The organism is Candidatus Villigracilis saccharophilus (assembly GCF_016711665.1).
In genome coordinates, this window is the sequence record NZ_JADJSO010000085.1 from 1 (window position 1) to 21174 (window position 21174).

Genomic DNA, 21174 nt, shown 5'->3' on the forward strand with positions numbered 1-21174 from the left:
TTATAGAATTATAATTATCGGATGAGTTTTCAACGATTTTTTGCGTTATGTCTCCTCATCCTGTTCGGAATGGGGGCGATCCACCCGCTGCAGGTTGTGAAGGCGGACGAAGTCCAGTCTGCCCCGGCGCAGCAGGTCAGCGCTTATGAGTTGATCCTTGCGATGAACACACTGCGCGTTGCGTACGGATTCCCCGCTCTGATCGAAGACCCGATCGTCAATGCGGTTGCCCAAAATACAGCGGCGATCATGGCGGCCAATAATATGTCGTGGCATATCGGCGATGTGCGCGGACGGATCGCATCCGCTGGGTATGGCGGCGGCGGAACAGTCTGGGCCACGGAAAACTTTGCTGTCAGCAGCGGAGGCATGGGCATTGACGAGATCATGGCGGTCTGGGCAGACGCGGAACACATGCGCCCGGCGGTCACTGCCGCGTATTGCAATGTCGGCGCGGGCGCGGCTCAAACCTCGGATGGGCGGATCTATTACATCCTGCAGGCTGCCTATGTCTCCGGGCAGGAATGCGGCAGTTCATCCCCTTCCATAGGCGGGACTCCACAAGTTGGGACCATTCCAAACCCGGTCTCGCAGTTGATCCTGCCGGTCAAGATCGCCACAGCGGATGCGGAAGGCAAGGTCTTTCATGAGGTTCAGGCGGGGCAATCCTTCTGGTCGATCGCGATTGCCTACCAGATCACCATCCACGACATCGAGGTCTGGAACAACCTGTCCCGTGATACCCCGCTCAAAGCGGGTCAGCGCCTGTTCATCCCGGGCAAGGACACGGCCGGCTACGCCACGCCGACTCCGATCGGCATGATCGTGCCCGCGGCACCGGACGCGGACGGCAGGATCGTCCATGAAGTGCAGGCCTATCAGGCGTTGATCACGATCTCTGACGCGTATCACGTCCCGATGGACCGCATCCTGGCATTGAATGGACTGCAGGCGGATTGGCCGCTGCAAATCGGGCAAAAGCTGTTGATCTCACCGGGCAACATCACCCCCAGCCCGACCCTGAGTTCCATCCAAAAACTCACCCCTGAAGCCGATGGCAGGTATTACCACACGGTCCAGAGCGGCGAAACACTCTTCTGGATCTCCGGCCTGTATGATGTTTCACTCACGAATCTGATGGCCTGGAATGGGCTGGATACCAGCTCCGTCATCCGCCCGGGACAAAAATTGCTGCTGCTCGTCACCCCGCCGCCAACGGCCACTGCCATCGAAACGCCGACTCTCCCCCCCACGCCGGTTACGCCGTCTGCAATCCCATCCCTGACTCCACCGCCGCCAACGCAAACTCCGCTTGTCACTGAGACAGAAACTCCGCGCGGATTTAGCCTGATCCTTATTTTAGGTGTGATCGTTCTTGTGATCGGCGGCTTGCTTTGGTGGAGGTTTGCACGCAAAAGTTAGAAATAAACTTTTGCGGTAACAGCAAAAAATTCAAATCTGCGCAACACCGCACTGGCGTACGGCGCAAGTGTCTGCCAAACATGTTGAGTGAAAAATATTCCACTCCACGAGCAACGCCGGACGCCAAAACAAAGCTCCGAGATCATCCTCGGAGTTTTTTATTCCCCCATCCTGCTGATCTCGGTATGCATATTACTGTTTGCAATTCTCTTCAATTAATCGTATGATATATGTAAAATCTGGAGAGAACATGTCCGAAAACCCTGCCGAACTGTTTATCGAAGTATTGTTGGAAGAGGGGCACGAAGCCGAGCTGGATGAATTAACGCGCCAGTTGAAAGCCGAGGTACAAGACCTGAGCGTGGATTCGGTTGAAGACGTCACAAATGGAAGCGCCCCAGACGGCACAAAAGCGCTGGATATCACAGTCATCGGTCAGATGGCTGTGACATTGGCCCCGACCATCATTCCTCCGCTTTTTGAATTGCTGAAATCATGGGTGGAACGCAAACCGTCCACACCGGTCAAGATCAAGGTCAGGATCGGGAAAAGAACGGCACAGATCGAATATGATCCAACGAAAACAACCGCAAAAGATATGGAAGTTCTTGTAAAGACTTTGGGCAAATCCCTAAAGGTGTGACCTTCCATGAAATACGCGCTGATCATCGGTAACAATCAATATGACGACCCAAAACTGGCACAGCTGAAAACTCCCGCCGCCGATTCACAGGCGCTGGCAAAGGTGCTGGCAGACAAGGATATCGGCTCCTTTGATCAGGTCACGCCGCTCATCAATAAAAATGAAACCGAGATCCGCCGCGCGATCAGCACTTTCCTGACCAATAAAAAACCCGATGATCTTGTTTTGGTTTACTTTTCAGGGCATGGAGTTTTGGATGACCGCGGCCGTTTATTTCTCAGCCTGAAAGATACAGAAACCACTTTGCTGAAAGCGACAGCCATCCCGTCCACATTTATTTCGGATGAGATGGATAGCTGCCGCTCGAGAAGACAGATCCTGATCCTGGATTGCTGCCACAGCGGAGCGTTTGCGCGCGGGACCAAGGGCGAGCAAAAGGCGGTCACCGAAGCGACCTTTGAAGGCAGCGGATATGGACGCGTCGTCATGACCGCCTCCGACTCGACACAATATGCATTGGAAGGGGATCAGGTCATCCGCCAAACCGACCTGTCCCTGTTCACCCACTTTTTATTGGAAGGTTTGAAAACGGGGGAAGCTGACACGGATCACGACGGGCATATTTCTCTTGACGAATGGTATGACTATACCTATGCCAAAGTCGTCTCGGAGACTCCCAGACAGATTCCACACTGCTGGTCGTACAACCAGCAGGGCGACCTGATCATTGCCCGAAATCCGAACGCCAGAAAAAGAGTCGTGGAACTTCCGCTTGAACTTGCGCAGGCTGTGGAAAGTTCGTTCACGTCCATTCGGGAGAGCGCCGTCCATGAATTGGGAAAGTTGTTAAGTTCACGTGATACTGAACTGGCAAATCTGGCGCGCCTCTCTCTTGAGAAAATGACGGGGGACGACAGCCGAAGGATCTCTTCCGCGGCAGAGAGATTACTTTTGGAATTTGAAAAGACGCATGTCCCAGCGAGCAAAACGGGAGTTTCCGCGCCACCTGTGGAGATGAGACCTGAAACAGCAAAGTTGTCGAGTGACGCTGCGACGGCTGAAATCGACATGCCACCCACGCCAGAGACCATATCATCACGGCCGGTTGCTGATGGCACTTCAGAGTCCTTTTTTAATCGTTCGTTCTGGCCCAAATGGATCCAAGCCAGTATTGCAGCAATTTTGCTCTCAATCGTATTCTATTGGTATAACATGTCACAACGCCTGTTCATCAATTCACGGTGCTGGCATTCGTATCGAGCTTGATACAGTGGTATGTCTTTCGAGATCGATTGAATATCGGGTGGATCGGGACCAATACGGTCGCAGGGATCGTTCTTTCTATGGCTTTGCATAACTTTCTCTACTCCAGTCCGGGTCTTGATTGGTGGAGTCTTCACCTGGGAATATTACTGGCTGGCTGTGGCCACGGGGAATTTTGCCTTCGGACGAAAACTGGTTGGCTGGGCGGCATTTTTAGGTGGGAGCAAGTAATTTTCGTAAAAGCTTTGTGGCTGTTGGGTTTTGTCTGGGGGTTGTCAGGTGTTGAAACTCGCATGCCTTCATGGTTAAACAACTGGTAAAATCACCTCACTATGGCAAATGAATCCCTTGTAATCTACTCCATGAACAAAGTGGGACGTCTGATCCCATCCAGCAACAAAATGATCCTGCGCGATATTTCGCTCGGGTTTTATTACGGCGCGAAGATCGGCGTGCTCGGTCTGAACGGCGCGGGCAAGTCCACGCTGCTGCGCATTATGGCGGGCATCGATCACGACTACATCGGTGAAATATCCGCGGCGAAAGGCTACACGGTCGGCTTTCTCGAACAGGGAACCAAAGCTCGATGAAACAAAAACAGTCATCGAGGTCGTGAAGGAAGCGGTCGCTCCGATCGTTGAAATGCTGGCGCGCTTCGATGAGGTCAACGCCAAATTCGCCGAACCCGATGCGGACTTCGACGCGCTCGTCACCGAGCAATCCAAACTGCAGGAACAACTCGACAAGCACGATGCGTGGAATCTGGATTCACATCTCGAAGTGGCGATGGATGCCTTGCGCTGTCCACCGTCGGATACGCCGATCGAGATTCTTTCTGGCGGAGAAAGACGCCGCGTCGCGCTGACCCGCTTGCTGCTCAGCGAACCAGACATTCTCCTGCTCGACGAACCCACCAACCACCTCGATGCCGAATCCGTGGCGTGGCTCGAACATCATCTGCGCGAATATAAAGGAACCGTCATCGCTGTCACGCATGACCGTTACTTCCTCGACAACGTGGCGGGCTGGATCCTCGAACTCGACCGCGGCTATGGAATTCCGTGGAAGGGAAATTATTCTTCATGGCTCGAACAAAAAGAGAATCGACTCGCCAATGAAGAGAAGGCTGAAAGTCAACGCCAGAAGACTCTCATGCGCGAACTCGAATGGATCCGCATGTCGCCCAAGGCGCGTCAGTCCAAAGGCAAGGCGCGTGTCACTTCCTATGAACAGCTGCTCAACGCGGAAGCCGAGAAGCGCCGTGAGGACCTGGAAATTTATATCCCGCCCGGTCCGCGGCTCGGCGACCTGGTCTTTGAATTTGACAAGGTAACCAAATCCTATGATGATCGCCTCATTCTCGAAGGATTTTCTGCTTCCATTCTCCCGGGCAGTATCGTGGGAATCATTGGTCCCAATGGCGCGGGTAAAACCACGTTGTTGAAAATGATCACGGGTAAAGAGACTCCCGACAGCGGCACGATCAAGATCGGCGAGACCGTCAAGCTGGCTTATGCCGACCAAACCCGCACTCTCGACCCCGAGAAAACCGTCTACGAAGAGATCTCAGGCGGCGCGGACTTCTTGGAGCTTGGCAAACGCAAAGTCAACGCGCGCGGATACTGCTCCTCGTTCAACTTCGCAGGCGCAGATCAACAAAAGAAAGTCGGCGTGCTCTCCGGGGGTGAACGCAACCGCGTGCATCTGGCCAAGACATTAACCGAAGGCGCGAATGTGTTATTGCTCGATGAACCGACCAATGATCTGGACGTGAACACACTGCGCGCGTTGGAAGAATCCCTTGAAGAATACGCGGGCGTGGCGGTCGTCGTCAGCCATGACCGCTGGTTCCTCGACCGCATCTGCACCCACATCATCGCTTTTGAAGGTGAGTCGATCGCAAAGATGTACGTCGGCAACTGGTCTGATTATGAAGAAATGATGATGGAAAAATTCGGAAAGGACCTGCAGCCGCACCGGGTCAAGTATCGACAGCTGAAACGCTAAGCTATTTTCCTAAAGCAAAGGAACCGCCCAAAAGGGCGGTTCCTTTGCTTTATTGGGTATTGACTTAAATAATATGTTGATATATTATATTAATATATGATAAGCATATAAGATAAAAGGAGCAGTAATGTCAACCGATAACTCACCTCACGATCAATTAACGGGGCTGATCACGCGCAAAGGCTTTGAAGAAAAATTAAAGGCGGCGGTGTTACACGCCCAGCAAACAGACCGGCCCCTCTCTCTGGCGTTTCTCGACATAGATCATTTCAAACGCCTGAACGACAGCCTGGGACACGAAGCGGGAGACGTGATCATCAAAGCTGTCGGGGACATTGTTCAGCGTGTGGCGGGAGACAAGGCGATCGTATGCCGCTATGGAGGCGAAGAATACACACTGATCTTCCCCGATACGGAACGGGAGCAGGCCTTCCTGGTCATTGAAAGCGCGCGCGCGGAAATCGCTCAATTAAAAAGCCTTTCTGACGGGAAGAAAAAAGTTAATGCTCAATTGACCATCAGCGGCGGGATCGCAGCCTTCCCCATTGATGGACAGGATGAAAATGAACTTCTCCGCAAAGCAGATCAGGCTTTGTATAAGGCGAAAATTAATGGAAGGAACAAGATCGTCCTCGCCTATGAAGAAAAGATGTCACCCAAGACATCGCACTACACTCTTACACAACTGGAACGTCTCTCCGAACTCGCAAAGGAGCAGGGCGTGGGTGAGGCGGTCCTTCTGCGTGAAGCGCTTGATAATCTATTGGTCAAATACAAACATGCTTTCGCATCAAAAAAATGACCCGTTGACTTCAAAGGCCAGTCCGTCACAAAAACGCAGACTGGCAACTGGTTCTATTATGAAGAGCTGCCGATTGAAAAAATTGCAGGGAAAAGCAGGCGGATCGACAGGCAAAGAGATAAAGGGGTCTAATCAGCCGGGTATTTTTTAGAGCAGATCTTTCATTGCGAACACAGGTCCATCTTTACAGATCATCTTCCATTCATGACGGATCGTTAATGCGCAGACGCCGCATTCAGCCAGCGCCCCGCATGGCATGGGAGCGCGGACCAAAACCTGCGCTTCACGCGGAGACTTTGCCTGCTCTTTCCCCCCAAACTTTTCTCTCCATGGCTTCAAATTCTCACGCCCCACGTCGAACGCGGCGTAATCAGCCCATTGATAAATTTCCAGCATGGCCTGAATGGGTTGAACTTCGACATCTTCGGGGACATTGTCAATGATGGAGTTGGAGACAAGCACAACTTCCGAGCCCTGCCGCAACGCAATGGAGATCAAGCCGTGTAATCGCGCAGGCGACTCGTCGAACGCGATCAATGCCACTTTGCGGGCAAATTGCGGGATCGAGAATCCATGTCCGAGCGGACCGCGCAGGTTGAGGCGTGTACCGGGCTGCCAGTCAATATTGCGCAATGGCGCGGAGCGGAATCCATTGGGCGCTGAGTCGCTGAAGAAAACAGGGACTGCCAGAGGTGAATCAGATCCGCCGGCGTGGGCGAGCAGATATTGCCCGGGAGAGGGGATCAGTTCGGGCGGACAAATGACCCCAAAAGAACGATCCAAATAAATTTCAAACAGTTGACCCGCGCCAAGTTTCATAGGAGAAATATTAACACGCAACGGGGGCATATGCAAGCGAGTTATAATTAATAATGTTAGATTTCGTACTCTCAAAAAACGTGCTATAAAAATATGTTTCGGAGGAAACCATGAATATTTCAACTTTACTGCAAGGGATCGCATCCTTTGCCTGGATCGGGTTTATTGGCGTGTTGGTTTTGATCTTTGTGCGCGCGAGCCGCAACCAGCCTGCCAAGGGACTGACCTCGCTTGTACTTGTTTTGCTGGTCGCCGCGCTTCTCTTGACCACAGTGGGAGCGGGACTGGTGTTCCTGCAAGCCAATGAATATGGCGTGGTCATTTCAGCGTTCGCGCCGAAGGGGTATCGCGAAGTAGCATTGACACCGGGCCTGCACTGGATCATCCCGTTCGTGGAGAGCGTACAAAAATATTCCATTGCGCGGCAAACGTACACAATGTCTTCCACAAGCAGCGAAGGCGCAGTGCAGGGTGACGATTCAATTCAAGCGCGCACAAAAGACGGCCAGCAGATCTTTATTGACGCTTCGGTCATTTATGCCGCAGACCCCACACAATTGATCCAATTGCATACAGTTTGGCAAAACCGTTATGAAGAAAATGTGGTGCGGCCGGTATCCCGCGCCGCGATCCGTAACGCAGTATCGCAATTTGGTGTGGAGGAATTGGTCAGCACCAAGCGCTCCGAATTGGAAAGCGCGATCCGGGCCGAGATCGAAACAAAATTAAAAGTCAATAACATCATCATGTCCGATTTCCTGATGCGCAACATTCGCTTTAGCGATGAATATGCTGCCGCAGTCGAACAGAAGCAGGTCGCCGAACAGCAGGCACAGCAAGCCAAGTTCGTTGTTGAGTCAAAAAAGCAGGAAGCCGAGCAGGCCCGTCAGATCGCGCAGGGTCAGGCAGATGCAGCGGTGATCGCTTCGAAAGGCGCGGCGGAGTCGGCAGTGATCGCAGCCAAAGGCGCAGCGGAAGCGCGTCTGGTTCAAGCCGATGCCGAAGCAAAAGCCAACACATTGCTCTCGCAGTCCCTCACGCCCACACTTTTGCAATATCAATATATTTTGAAACTCGCCCCCGGCGTGCAGACCATCTTTATTCCAAGCGGCAATCAATTCATCCTGCCGCTGCCCAATACAGAACAGATCCCCCAGTAGGCAGAACGAACGGGACAGGTAGGTATCAATGTGACCAGTGCCAGAAAGACTGGACACTGGTCACATTTTCTTTTGGAGGCAGAATGGCAATCCCACAAAGTGGACGCGAAATCCGCCTGACGACTCTTTCCGCCTGCGCGGGCTGAGCGTCCAAACTTAGCGCAGATGCGCTGACGCAGGTCCTGCGTCCCCTCAAAGATATCTTTGACCCCGCCTCGTATCCGGACCTGTTGGTTGGTCTTGCGGAACCGGATGACGCGGCTGTTTGGCGTTTAAGCGAAGACAAAGCCATCGTGGTCACCACGGATTTTTTCACGCCCGTCGTGGACACTCCTTATGAATACGGCGCGATCGCGGCTGCCAACAGTCTCTCGGATGTATATGCCATGGGCGGTCAGCCCTTTCTCGCGCTAAACATTGCCGCGCTTCCAGATAATTTACCGAATGAGATCTCCAGTGAAATATTGCGCGGCGGCGCTGAGAAAGCCCGCCACGCGGGAGTGGTCATTGCAGGCGGGCACACTGTCAAGGACAAGGAACCCAAGTACGGGCTGGTGGTGATCGGCTTTGTAGATCCGCGCAAGATGATCAGCAAAAGTGGATTGAGGGTCGGCGACGCGCTTATCCTCACCAAACCGCTCGGCGGCGGTGTGACCACCACCGCGCTCAAACAGGAAAAATCCACAGAAAGACATATCCAGGAAGCCATCCAATGGATGTCGCGCTTGAACAAAAAAGCGGGGCAGCTTGCAACTGAGTTTGACCTGCGCGGCGGCACGGACATTACAGGCTTTGGCTTGCTCGGTCACGGCATGGAAATGGCGGATGCATCCGGCGTGATGCTGTCATTTAAAAATTCCACACTTCCCATGCTCAGCGGCGCACACAGTTACGCAAATAGCGGAATTTTCCCCGGCGGTGCATTTGATAATAAAGATCATTATGGCGGAAAGGTCCGTTTTGACGAGGATGTTAGCGAGCCGGATCAAATGCTGCTGTTTGACCCGCAAACCAGCGGCGGATTGCTGCTCGGGGTGCCACAGGCAGAATTGAATTCATTGATAAAACGCGCCGATGAGATCAATCAGCCTGTCTGGGTGATCGGGGAAGTCCAGCGCAGGAAAGGGATTTGAGGTTCGGTGTTTGGTGGTCCCTCATTGTCCCGCTGATTCTGAAAAGCTTTTTCACGCAGATGGATAAGCGTTTGAAGAATATCGAAAACAAGATTGAAAAAAGAAGGAATAAATATGTGGGAAAATCTTTCACCCCAGTGGCAGGCTGCGCTTGAAATGGCGTGGGAAGCCTATTGCAGCGGAACAATTCCGATCGGTGCTGTGATCGCGGATGCGGAAGGAAACATCTACGCGCGCGGGCGCAATCGCATCATGGATACAAGCGCGCCAGACAACCAGGTTTGCGCCAATGAACTGGCTCACGCGGAGCTCAATGCGTTGTTAGCATTGAAATTGGATTACGCTGAATGTAAAGCAAAAAACGTTGCGCTTTACACGACCATGGAGCCATGTCCGCTTTGCATGGGAGCGGTATATATGTCAGATGTAAAAACGCTCCATTACGCGGCGCATGATCCCTGGGCGGGAAGCACGAATCTGTTAGGCACAACTCCCTATCTCAGTCGAAAGAACTTTAAGGTCATTGCGCCATTTGACCCGATATTGGAAGACTGCCTCTCCGCGCTTTGTGTTGAGTCGGAGATTCAAAAACGCGGCGAAAGCATCCTATCCTCCCGCTTTTATGACCTACTGCGCGAAACCCTGCCGAACGCCGTGGAAAAAGGCATCGCGCTTTATCGCTCAGGTGAATTACGTAAAAAACAAAAAGCAGGATTGCCTGCAAATCAGGTCTTTGATTGGCTTGCACATCAGGTACAATAAGAAAAGAAAAAGAGAAATCAATTAAAAACAACCATGTCAGAAATCCCCATAGAAACCAATTTTAGCGGCGGTCTCATCGCCATTGCCATTTTGCTGTTGTTGAACGGCGTGCTTGCCATGGCTGAAACCGCTTTCCTGTCAGTAAGAAAAACCCGCCTGCAAAACCAATTCAACAAAGGGGATGTAGCGTGCAGGGGTTGTTCTCAAATTGACCGATAACCCGAATCAATTCCTTTCCGTGATCCAGATCGGTATCACATCCATTGACCTGTTGATCGGTGCGTTGACCGGGGCTACTCTCGGCGTCTGGATCAACATGGAATTGGAAAGATTCCCAGCCCTGGAAGCCTACAGCGAAGTCATCAGTATTGTGATCGGCGTTTTTTCAAGGTGTGTTTTCTCCGATCGTAAAACTGCTCAGCTTTTCAACAGAAGCGATCTTGAACTTGATGGGCGTAAAGCTTCATCTGAAGAGCCGCCCATTACGGAAGAAGAACTTCAAATGCTGATCAGTCAGGGGACACAGGCCGGCGTCTTTGAAGAATCTGAACAGGATATGGTCGAGGGAATTTTCAGCCTCGGCGACTCGCGTGTTTATTCGTTGATGACCCCGCGCACAGATATTGTCTGGCTGGATGTCACAGATTCGATCGAAGAGATCCGCGAAAAAATTGCAGACTGCCCATTTTCGCGTTTTCCTGTCAGGCAGGATTCACTTGAGACGATTATTGGCATTGTAAAATCACGCGACCTTCTGGTTGAAAGTTTATCGGGGAATGAGATCGACCTAAAGACTTTGCTCAAGCCCGCATACTTCATTCCTGAAACCATGTTCGCTTCACGCGCTCTGGAATTATTTAAAGAGAAGAATACTGAATTGCTCCTTGTGATTGACGAATTTGGCGGTCTGCAAGGATTACTGACCATCAATGATATTTTGGAAGAGATCGTCGGGGCGATGGAATTCGAAGAACCGCAAGCCACCCAAAGACAGGATGGATCGTGGCTATTGGACGGCATGTTGGAAGTGGATGAATTCAAAGAGCTGTTCGAATTTACAACGCTTCCACATGAAGATGAGTACGAGACATTAAGCGGCTTCGTCATGACCTCGCTTGGGCGCGTACCGCAAGCCTCCGACAACTTCGAGTGGAACGGTTTCCGCTTTGAAGTGATGGATATGGACGGCCGCCGCGTGGACAAGGTGCTTGTCACGCTTCTCCCCAAACCGCAAGCCTAATGACAGATACTCAATTCCCCTCGCGCCGCTCGCCTGTGATGGGACGCAATGGCACGGTCGCCACATCACAACCATTGGCTACCGCGGCGGGGCTTTCGATTCTCGCGGCTGGCGGCAATGCGGCAGATGCGGCAGTTGCAACAGCCGCCGCGCTCAACGTCACCGAGCCGACTTCAACGGGTATCGGCGGAGATATGTTCGCGCTATATTATGATGCGCACACAAAACAAATCACTGCGCTGAATGGCTCAGGCCGCGCACCATCCGCTCTCTCATTGGAACGTTTACAAAAAGAGAACATTAAGGAACTTCCCCCCTTTCATCCATACACGATCACCGTTCCCGGCGCATGCGCGGGCTGGTTCGATCTGATCGAAAAGCACGGCACGCTTCCAATGTCGCAAATCCTTGCGCCTGCCATCAACCTCGCCGAAAACGGATTTCCCGTAGCACCCATCACCGCTCATTTTTGGGAGCGCGGAGCAGGGCGCCAACTCGCCTCTGCGTTGAACGGACATGAATTAACTATTGATGGCCGCGCGCCAAAAGCTGGCGAGATTTTTTCCAACAAAGGGCTTGCTCGCACCTTTCGCAAAATTGCCGAAGATGGAAAGAAAGCCTACTATGAAGGCGAGATCGCCGAGTCCATCGCGCAGGTCATCCAGCAGTCGGGCGGATGCCTGACCACGGCCGACCTCGCCGCGCATCATTCCACTTGGGATGAACCCATCTCGGTCAATTATCGCGGCTATCGCATTTGGGAATGTCCACCCAATGGGCAGGGACTCGCTGCGCTGTTGGCTTTGAACCTGCTCGAAGGCTTTGATCTCGCCTCGCTCGCGCCTCTCTCCACCCGACGACTGCACCTGCAGATCGAAGCCATGCGCCTCGCCTTTGCAGATGCGCGCTGGTACGTTTCCGACCCCGCCTTCTCATCCATTCCATTGAATGAACTGCTTTCCAAAGCCTATTCCGATGAGCGCAGAAAACTCATCAACTTGAAGAAAGCTACTTTGGATCAAAAACACGGTACGCCGATAAAATCTTCGGGCACGGTATATTTCTCAGTCGTGGACAAAGACGGCAACGCCTGTTCCTTCATCATCAGCAACTACATGGGATTCGGCACAGGCATCGTCCCCAAAGGCTGGGGATTCACCCTGCAAAATCGCGGACATAATTTCAACCTCGAAGCGGATCATCCCAACTCATTACAGCCAAACAAGCGCCCATATCACACCATCATCCCCGCCATGGCAACCCGTGAAGAAGATGGCAGTCTGTACGCATCCTACGGCGTGATGGGCGGATTCATGCAGCCACAGGGACACATGCAAGTCGCCTGCGCGTTGATCGACGATGGCATGGACCCGCAGACCGCATTGGATATGCCGCGCTTCTGCATCGAGCCAACCGAAGACGGCGGATTCGCCAGCCTCGAAGAAGGCATCCCTGACAAAACCATCGCCGCGCTCGCCCGCCGCGGACACCCGACCCGAAAAATCTCAGGCTGGGAACGCGCGCTCTTCGGACGGGGACAGGTCATCGTCCGCGAAAGAAGCGGGGTTTTGGTCGCCGGCTCCGATTCCCGCGCTGACGGCTGCGCAATGACTCTGTAAAACTCGTTTTTGTTCAATGGTATAATTTTTTCACGTATGAACCAAGAACCCATTTCCAGCAATAAAACAAAAGTCTGCCCCACCTGTGGAACGCGCCTGAGCGAGAACGCGGCGCGCTGCCTGGTGTGCGGCACCGAGTTCAACGCCCCGCCCGAGCCGAAAGCCGCCAAGAAAACTAAAAAATCGGTGCAGGCCAGCCGTATGCCTGAGGTAACCTTAAGCCTGCCGGCTGCAGTCGGGGTTATCGCGGTTGTACTTATTGTGGCTGCAGTCATTATGTTCTTCGTCTTGCGCACAGGCGCGGGCGGCGGGACTGCGCTCACACCAGCCGAATCCCCAACACCCACGGTGACACCCACGGCAAGTCAGCCGCCAACCGCCACCCAACCGCCCACGGACATCCCAACCGCCACGCCCCAGCCTCCATTCGAATACACAGTCGCCGTGGGAGATGGGTCGTGTTCACAGCTCGCATTTAATTTTGGCGTTTCTGTCCAAAGCATCATCATCACGAACAACCTGCCATCCACCTGCCCGATCAGCGTTGGACAGGTACTCAAGATCCCCTACCCAACCCCAACCATCCCTCCCCCGGCGACCAGTACCTCCCTGCCCGTGGATGCGACCAAGAACGCCTGCGAGACCGTTCCGATCACCGTTCAGGATGGCGATACGCTCTCGAGTATTTCCTTAAATTACGCCGTGCCGATGTCTGCCATCAAGGAATTCAACGGGCTGACGACTGACAACGTATTCGTCGGGTCGAATTTGCTCATCCCGCTGTGTATGCGCGCCGCGACGCCTGGGCCGACTCCCACAGCGACGATCCCGCCTCCCTACCCCGCCTCGAACCTGCTCCTGCCGGCGGACGGCGCTGCCTTCACCCTGGCAAATGATGTCGTGACCCTGCAATGGGCATCTGTTGGCGTCCTGCGCGATGTGGAAGCCTACCAGATCACCGTTGAAGATGTGACCGCCAACCAGACCCGCCGCCTGACGGATTATGTGACCGACACCAAATACATCGTGCCGACCTCATTCCGCCCGAAGGATAATGTGGCGCATGTCCTGCGCTGGTGGATCACCCCAGTCCGTCAGTCCGGCTCAGATGAGCAGGGACAACCGATCTGGGTCGCATCCGGCGCGGTCAGCGAAAAGCGCGTCTTTACCTGGGTAGGTGTTGCCGTGGTTGGCACACCGGTTCCATAGGAAATAAAGATCACACACAAAAAATGGCAGTCACTTCGCGAAAGTGACTGCCATTTTTTTATTATTCCTGAGTGAAGGTTTGGTAACCTACTGTTCCGCTTGGTTAAATATCTGGGCGCAGGCTGAATCAGGCGGGATATCCACAGCGGTACCCAATTTTTGGAATATCATTTCAAGGTTGACGAATGTATCACCGGCGACAACATAACGCAGCAATCTGCCATTTTCATCCTTGTTTGAAACATCCGCGATAAGGGAAACATCCTTGCCATAGACGAGCACAGAGTTAAGCTGTCTGGCAGCCCTGCCTATATATTCATCTTCGGGAGATTCCACTCCAATATAACGTACAACATATACCAGACCATCAATAAGCACCTTGATCGTGCTGCCATCGATCACCTCCACCACCCTGCCAATTTGCGCGGGATTATTGGGAATACAGCTTTTATTGACAAATACTTCAGGTGTTATTTGTTGTGTGAGCGTGCTCAAAACCATCCCTGTACTTGGAGTAAGCGCTGTTAAGGCTAACACAGGGGTTGCGGTATCCAAAGTTTGTATCGTTGGCAGGGAGGGAGCTATGGTTGGCAGGAAGGTGGGAGTACTTTTAAAGACCAGGGGGGTCGTAGTCCATTCGGGAGTATAGACAAGTGGATCAGCACTGGTCCGTGAAGGCTTCGGCAAAATCATCGAAACCGCATCAATTAATGATTTTTCGCCAGGCAGGTTTGCGAGCAGGTAAATGAACGCAAAGACCACGCCAGCCAGCAAAAGGCTGACGAGCATTATCAATTTGTTGATAATGTCCCTTTCCCAAAAATCACGAAAGCGTTTGATCAAATTCTAAATTCCGTCGTCACCTGAATTACTATTATCGCGCATAGTTTTCAGGATTATGGTTTTGTCCATGACAAGCGAGGGCACAACTCCCGCCATTTGCCGTTAGTGTAAAAGCGGTCTGACTATTAATCCCAGCGTCAAATGTAACCACGCTCGCGTCAAAATTGATCAGGCGAACCTGCTCACTGCCGTGCGAATTGTGACAGGTATAACAGGTTGCCGTTGTTAGCGAACCGTTCATATGCTCGCTGTGAAAATTGTTTCCGCCGTCCCTGAAGTTCGTATTTGCGAAAGGATCTGTACCTGTCACATACGTGGTGTACTTATGACACTTAAAACAAATCTCTGTCTCAAGAACCTGCGGACCATTTCCATTACCATTGGCAGTGGTGTAATCTGTTGCACCAGCAGCCGAACCATCAAGGATATGAAGAAGCGGTGATCCGTGCGGTCCTGCCCCGGGAACAGTGGGCGATGCATTGGTGTGACAATCTGAACAATAGACCCAGCTACTCACGCTCCAGCCAGCCACAAACCCTCCAGGGGGTATTGAGGCATTTTTACCTGTGGCTGCCAGTGGGTGGAAACTTGCATTGGCAGGGTTGAAAGCTGCTGCCAGATCACGCTGGTCTTTCACTTGATCCGCATTTGTGCTGGTAAGTTTAACCAAGCCATCGGGAGTATATGCGGGCAGGGTGGTGTAACTGGAATGACATTTGAAGCAGGTCTGATATTCTTTTTCAGCCTGGCTTAGGAAATTAAATCTGTCAGGCGCACCAGCCGCTACGCCATAATTGGCCGGCTCAACACCTGTTGCGCCCCGTTGCGGGAGTTTTATGTCAGGCGCAGCAGCAGTATTTGGATAGGAATCAATATGCGGCTCATGGCAGTCACCACACTCAACATGACGGTTGGCAAAACTAGAACCAAATATTTCCTTTGAATGATCCAATCCACGATCCACGCTGACATTGTGTGTATAAATTCGAGTTGGCGTATTTAAATTTACCCAGGTTGAGAAGGCTGACGAAACCGGTAACCCTGGTCCTGTGGTGTGACAACTGAAGCAGAATTTTTCTTCCTGTTCCAATGCGTCTGGAGCAGTACCTGCCAGGAAATTCCACGGTTTAAGAATCTTCGATTTGTTCGATCCATGACCGCTGTCGTGACAGTCCAAACAGGAGCCAGTGAAAGTGCCATCTATGGAATTGTGCGCCGCGGCCGACCACATCGTTCCGTCCAAAGAGGGCGCAAGCTTAAGATCGCTGAAGGGTGTCTGGTTTCCTGCGCGGCCGTCCCCGTCATGACAGGAAATGCAGAAGTTTTCATAATCCGCAGGGTCATCAACGGCATTAAGCACGTAATCCAGAGTATAGACAGTAGCGGGGACATCCACATCGAACAAGCGAACCTTGCCTGCCATGTGCTGGCTCATTTCATGACATACCTGACAATCACCGTCTGTGATCAAGTCGCTGCCGCTGACATGATGCGAGGCACGGGTGAAATCACCGCCGGTTGCGCCCACAATTTGTCGGCGCGGCGTGCCACGCCCAAGATCCTGTGTTGTGGAGTGACATGCGCGGCAGCTTGCCATGAAGCCATCCGCGGTGAGAGGTGATGAATCAGCGCTGTGCTTGTGGCAGCTCACACAGTCTGTTCCGCTGTAATTCACAGCACCATTGTGATTCGCCCCGCCCGAATGGCTGACCATGGGGCTGCCAGGGTTGGAAGGATTTACATGACAGGCCACGCATAAACGGTTGGCAGCCGCGCTGGCCCCATCATCATAGGAATTTGGACCGGTTGTGGCCGTAAAATTAATGGGACCCGTTGTGATGATCGGATTGGTATTTGAAGTCACCTGTACAAACGGACGTATCGAAAATAAATTAGTGCTGCCATGCGGTTCATGACATTGCGTGCATAACAACTCAAAAGAAGCCTCCACTCGCAAGCCTGCCCAATCTTTGTTCGAATGAGTGGAGACGACCACGTTTCCATCGGAGTGGCAGCTTAAGCAGAACGCGTTACCGGACAGCGGGGAAGCGATCAATTCGGGACTTTGAGCCGTATGTGTCCGGTGACAGGCAGCACATTTATCGGTAGTGGCAGTGTATCCGCCATGCGGATCCTGGTTCCTGGCGACAACAGTGATCGTGGCTGTGTCCTGACCGGTTCCCACCGAATTCACCGCGCTGGCAGTAATGGTATGGGTGCCAGGGGTCAGGCTGCTGTAACCCAAACTGGATCCCGTCCCAAAAAGACCATCAATACTTGAAGTCCATTGAATGGTGGAGCTGATATCACCGTTAACGGGAATCAGCGCCTGACCGGTAAATTGGAGCTTGGCTCCCTGAGAAAAACTGGAGCCATCGATCGGGGAGAGAATGGTCACAAGCGGCGCGGATGCAAGAATATTGTCGCTGGTCACCTGACTTGCGCTCGCCGCAGCACTGACTGACGTATCCCCCACCGCCTGAACACGCCAATAATAAGTTGTATTCGGCAGTAAACCTGCGGCATTATAGGTCACGGCATTGGCCGCGGTTGTAGAGACCAATGAGAAATTAACATTATCGACGGATCTGAGAACATAAAAAGCTGCCTCGTTATCCGAGTTGTCAGACCAGTTCAAGGTCATGGATGTCGCTGCGACGCCGGTAAAGTTCAACGCAGACGGCGCCGTCACTGAAGCTGAGATGCTGGCATTCCCTTCAACAACCGCATATACTTTCCAGTAATTATTGGCGCTATTCAATAAACCTGTTGCGTTAAAAGTGGTGGTATTGGCCGTGACTTGACCAAAGTAGGTATAGTTATTTCCATCTGTGGAGGTGTAAACGCTAAAACCGTCTTCGCCCGTGGAGTTGTCCGTCCAATTCAAGGTAACAGATGATTTAGTTACGTTGGATAAGCTTATATTACCAGGTGAAGCAAGCGGAACAAAAGCGGGGGTAAAAGTATAGATCGTATCGAGCAGGGGTTTGGCGCCTAAAGTTGTCGCATCGGCCACATTGCTCCAGGCCGGGCAGGCGGCAAAACTTTGTGCAGAGATGAAACTGGTATTTGATGTACCCGTAATCCCAATGGAAGCATTCGCTCCTGGATTTACATCGTTGGGATAATACATAAAATCGATCACGCCCGTACTCTCATGCAGAACAACACGCGCACTCATGCGGCTGCCGCTGGCGGCATTCCACTCAAAATTCCACCATTCGAAAGTAAATATACGGGTTGGGGCTATGCCAGATGTCGTATAAGAGGCGGCACTGCCTGCCGCAGCGCCTCCGAGATCATCCCATAATGGCGCAATGATCGGACGGGCAGCTGTGTTGTCGGCAATCCCTGCGCTGTTATCGAGAGCGTTCAACGGCAGGGAATTTCCACCCGGGGCATTGAACGATAGCCAGCCATTTGAACTAACGTACACATCCGTATAGCGGGTTCCCATATACCAGAATTCAAAACCGAGGGAAATAGGCGCGGAGACAGCATTATCAGCCAGGAGGGTCGGAACACTTATGCCGCTCAACTGTGCGCCATAAGCAGAAGTCCCACAACTGGGCGCATACGCATTCAGCGTTGACCCCGCCATGTCTGTCAAAATACCGACCTCTTCGCCGGGGACAGGCATGGAACCCATTCCAGGGATCGGCAGGATCGCCCCGTCATAATTCAACGCATCATAGGCCTGGATCAAACCATAACCAAAATAAGGATCATGTCCTGGAGCGCCGAGATCGAGAGCAGCGCCAAACAATGCGGATGTCAGGTAATCTTTATCAATGAACTGCGGCTGACTTGCCAGTAGTACAGCAACACCTGAGACATGCGCAGAAGACATGGACGTACCGGAAGCCTCTGAATACGCCCCGCCGGGGAATGTGGATCTAACCGCATTACCTGGTGCTGATATGCTGATGTGATTCCCGTATGAAGAAGATGCCGACAGCGCCAGGCCATTATCAACTGAACTGACCGCAACCACCCCCACATAGCCGGCCGGGTAATAAGTTGTATCGTCGCCTTTGTTGCCACCTGCGGCGACAACCACCACATTATGCGCAAGAGCATAATCAATGGCGTCCCGTAAAACATCACTGGAACCCGTACCGCCAAAGCCAAGATTGATAACGCGCGCGCCCATATCAACCGCGTACACGATCCCTTCAGCCACAGTAGCGTGAGTGCCATATCCACTGTTATCCAAAACTTTGACCGGCAGGATGCGCGCATTTGGCGCTATGCCGGCAATGCCAATCCCATTATTGGTTTGCGCGCCGATGATGCCCGCCAGATGCGTGCCATGTCCCTGGTCATCATTGGCATTATTATTTCCAGCCACCATATTCCAGCCCTGCCAGTCATCCACATACCCATTGCTGTCATCGTCAATGCCGTTGGTGCTTTTATCCGCGCCGTTTGCATCCAAACCAGCTTCAGCAGGATTCTGCCAAATGACAGTGGACAAGTCGGGATGGGTCGCATCCACGCCGGTATCAATGACCGCAACCAAAACCTGCGGCATGATTGGGAACATGTCCCAGGCCTGAGGCGCTTGAATGGCAGTTAAGTTGGTTTGAGCGGGAAACTCAGGATCATCCGGTGTGCCCGCCAGAGTTACCAAATAATTAAGGCCGGCAAATTCAATGCTACTGGCATTTTGTAATGCAGTCAAAATAGAATCAAGTTGTGATGCATCAACTTTTACGATCAGGCTTTCAAGGGATCCGATCGGAGTACTGTCTGTTGTTAAATCGATGCCAAGACTTTCAATGACCTGAAGCGCTTCCTCGGTATTTTTCGGATCGATCTTAACCACAATCTGATCCTGAATATGGGCAGATTCCAGCTGCTGGGCGATGCTCAATTCTGCTGAAGCCGAATCGGATGCAGGAGTGGCAGCGGGCGTTAAAGACGGTAATCCATAGATCACGCGGCGGGCGGATTCGATCTGATCCGCGGGCGGCAAAGCAACGCTATTTCCTGTGGTAATAATGTGTTCAACATAATCAACTGCGCTTTCACAGCCCGCCTGGAAATTCTTTGAAATAAACTTCCAGCGCAGCGGTTTTCTTTCCTTTAGCGTGGCGCGCATGGCATTGCTGGTACAACCAGGCCCGGCGTGGTAATTGGCCGTCGAAAGTTTCCAGACCTCCTGCCATTCCATCTGGCTAACAGCCGCCTTGCCAGTTAGATTTTTGGCAATCTGATCGATCTGATGAAAATTTGCCTTAAGCGCCGCGGCAAACACGGAAATGCTTTTTTCGGTGATCTCGAGGTCGATCCGATTGGGACAGTTGGCGCAGTCGGCGCGCACTTCGATCAAAGCGGAACCGCGTAAATAGGCGCGCTCAGAGGAAGAGATGCTTAGGTAATCTTTTTTGCAGTTTTCATTATCCAGTTTTTCCTGGCATATTTTTTTGAAATAAGCATTGTTCCACATCAAGAGCGTGTCTGAACCATTTTCAGTCAGCTGGCCAATGCCATATTCAGGCGGCACATGCCCGGATGCCTGGGGCCACATCTGACTTTCCTGGATCAACAGGTTCTTAAACATGTAGGCAGGAATGTTCTCTTTCACAGCCGAATCAAAAACGAACTCGTCAAATCGGTTTTGCCAGATAAACACATAGGGCTGTGCCGCAGTCATTCCACATGGGCTGGCATACCCGTTTGGAAGTAACGCGCTTCCATTGCAGGTACTGACGTCCACATACCCGGCGGCGATCAATTTGCCGGCGAGATATGTCAGCGGCAGATTCATTTGCAGTTCCGCAGCAGTGTCCGCAATATCCAGCCATGAATATCCTGATGCCATCGATGTGGCAGTTGGAACGGTCGATGCAGTCGGTGTGGCTGTCAGATCTGCTTTTGAGAGGTTGTAATCGCCGTTCTGCCAGCCTGTAAAAAGATCTTCCCCGCAGGTTTGTTTAACTTCATCTGAAGTCGGTTCGCCTTCATGCGCAACGTTGATCGTACACACAACCTGCGCGTTATTCTTGCGGATCAAATTCCATGCAAAACCCGAATCGCCAACTGCCGCGCTTACCACCTGGCTACTGAAAAGCAAGCTAAAACTGAACACAACCAACAGAACTGTTTGTGGAACAGATTTTATCTTTGCCAGAACGAAACGTTGAATACTTTGCAGCTGATCGTTTTGTTTTAACATGGAACGGGCATTTGTCATGTTTAATTTCACTTTAAAAAGGATTTGCCAATGGCAGGATTATATAAAAAAAA

The 21174-nt window shown here is 52.2% G+C and carries 14 protein-coding genes and 1 pseudogene; 12 read left to right on the forward strand and 3 right to left on the reverse strand.

Annotated features, from left to right (window positions below):
* The first annotated feature begins 21 nt into the window (after positions 1 to 21).
* The 5 genes and pseudogenes from IPL17_RS26560 (at position 22) to IPL17_RS26580 (ending at position 6137) form a co-directional block, all read left to right on the forward strand.
* On the forward strand, positions 22 to 1422 hold the full coding sequence (locus tag IPL17_RS26560) for a LysM peptidoglycan-binding domain-containing protein (protein WP_345310107.1): 1401 nt from the start codon (positions 22 to 24) through the stop codon (positions 1420 to 1422).
* Positions 1423 to 1672: 250 nt separating this feature from the next.
* Complete coding sequence (locus tag IPL17_RS26565) at positions 1673 to 2065, forward strand: hypothetical protein (RefSeq protein ID WP_345310108.1); 393 nt, start codon at positions 1673 to 1675, stop codon at positions 2063 to 2065.
* A gap of 6 nt (positions 2066 to 2071) precedes the next feature.
* Positions 2072 to 3331, forward strand: coding sequence for a caspase family protein (locus tag IPL17_RS26570; RefSeq protein WP_345310109.1), 1260 nt, complete (start codon positions 2072 to 2074; stop codon positions 3329 to 3331).
* Positions 3332 to 3660: 329 nt separating this feature from the next.
* Positions 3661 to 5335 (forward strand): annotated as a pseudogene (ettA, locus tag IPL17_RS26575) (energy-dependent translational throttle protein EttA).
* Between the two features lie 127 nt (positions 5336 to 5462).
* The gene (locus IPL17_RS26580; RefSeq protein WP_345310110.1) at positions 5463 to 6137 is read left to right on the forward strand and encodes a diguanylate cyclase; all 675 of its coding nucleotides are present in this window, start codon (positions 5463 to 5465) and stop codon (positions 6135 to 6137) included.
* A gap of 147 nt (positions 6138 to 6284) precedes the next feature.
* On the opposite strand, the gene IPL17_RS26585 is transcribed toward IPL17_RS26580, so the two are convergent.
* A complete protein-coding gene (locus IPL17_RS26585) occupies positions 6285 to 6956 on the reverse strand; it encodes a hypothetical protein (protein WP_345310111.1) in 672 nt (223 codons plus the stop codon).
* A gap of 110 nt (positions 6957 to 7066) precedes the next feature.
* Between IPL17_RS26585 and IPL17_RS26590 the strand changes: the two genes are divergently transcribed.
* From IPL17_RS26590 to IPL17_RS26620, 7 genes are all read left to right on the forward strand, one after another.
* Positions 7067 to 8116, forward strand: coding sequence for a prohibitin family protein (locus tag IPL17_RS26590; RefSeq protein ID WP_345310112.1), 1050 nt, complete (start codon positions 7067 to 7069; stop codon positions 8114 to 8116).
* 83 nt (positions 8117 to 8199) lie between these two features.
* The gene (gene selD / locus IPL17_RS26595; protein ID WP_345310113.1) at positions 8200 to 9249 is read left to right on the forward strand and encodes a selenide, water dikinase SelD; all 1050 of its coding nucleotides are present in this window, start codon (positions 8200 to 8202) and stop codon (positions 9247 to 9249) included.
* A 114-nt stretch (positions 9250 to 9363) separates the two neighbouring features.
* Complete coding sequence (locus tag IPL17_RS26600) at positions 9364 to 10011, forward strand: nucleoside deaminase (RefSeq protein WP_345310114.1); 648 nt, start codon at positions 9364 to 9366, stop codon at positions 10009 to 10011.
* 33 nt (positions 10012 to 10044) lie between these two features.
* The gene (locus tag IPL17_RS26605; RefSeq protein ID WP_345310115.1) at positions 10045 to 10230 is read left to right on the forward strand and encodes a hypothetical protein; all 186 of its coding nucleotides are present in this window, start codon (positions 10045 to 10047) and stop codon (positions 10228 to 10230) included.
* Entirely contained in the window at positions 10220 to 11251 is a 1032-nt protein-coding gene (locus tag IPL17_RS26610) for a hemolysin family protein (protein ID WP_345310116.1), read from the forward strand. The genes IPL17_RS26605 and IPL17_RS26610 overlap by 11 nt, the downstream gene beginning before the upstream one ends.
* Entirely contained in the window at positions 11251 to 12870 is a 1620-nt protein-coding gene (ggt, locus tag IPL17_RS26615; protein WP_345310117.1) for a gamma-glutamyltransferase, read from the forward strand. The genes IPL17_RS26610 and ggt overlap by 1 nt, the downstream gene beginning before the upstream one ends.
* A gap of 36 nt (positions 12871 to 12906) precedes the next feature.
* Positions 12907 to 14079 (forward strand): LysM peptidoglycan-binding domain-containing protein, encoded by a 1173-nt coding sequence (locus tag IPL17_RS26620; protein ID WP_345310118.1) that lies wholly within the window; start codon positions 12907 to 12909, stop codon positions 14077 to 14079.
* 87 nt (positions 14080 to 14166) lie between these two features.
* Here IPL17_RS26620 and IPL17_RS26625 read toward each other — a convergent pair whose 3' ends face one another.
* Both IPL17_RS26625 and IPL17_RS26630 read right to left on the reverse strand, forming a co-directional pair.
* On the reverse strand, positions 14167 to 14922 hold the full coding sequence (locus IPL17_RS26625) for a thermonuclease family protein (protein ID WP_345310119.1): 756 nt from the start codon (positions 14920 to 14922) through the stop codon (positions 14167 to 14169).
* 31 nt (positions 14923 to 14953) lie between these two features.
* Positions 14954 to 21121 (reverse strand): S8 family serine peptidase, encoded by a 6168-nt coding sequence (locus IPL17_RS26630; RefSeq protein ID WP_345310120.1) that lies wholly within the window; start codon positions 21119 to 21121, stop codon positions 14954 to 14956.
* Positions 21122 to 21174: the final 53 nt, after the last annotated feature.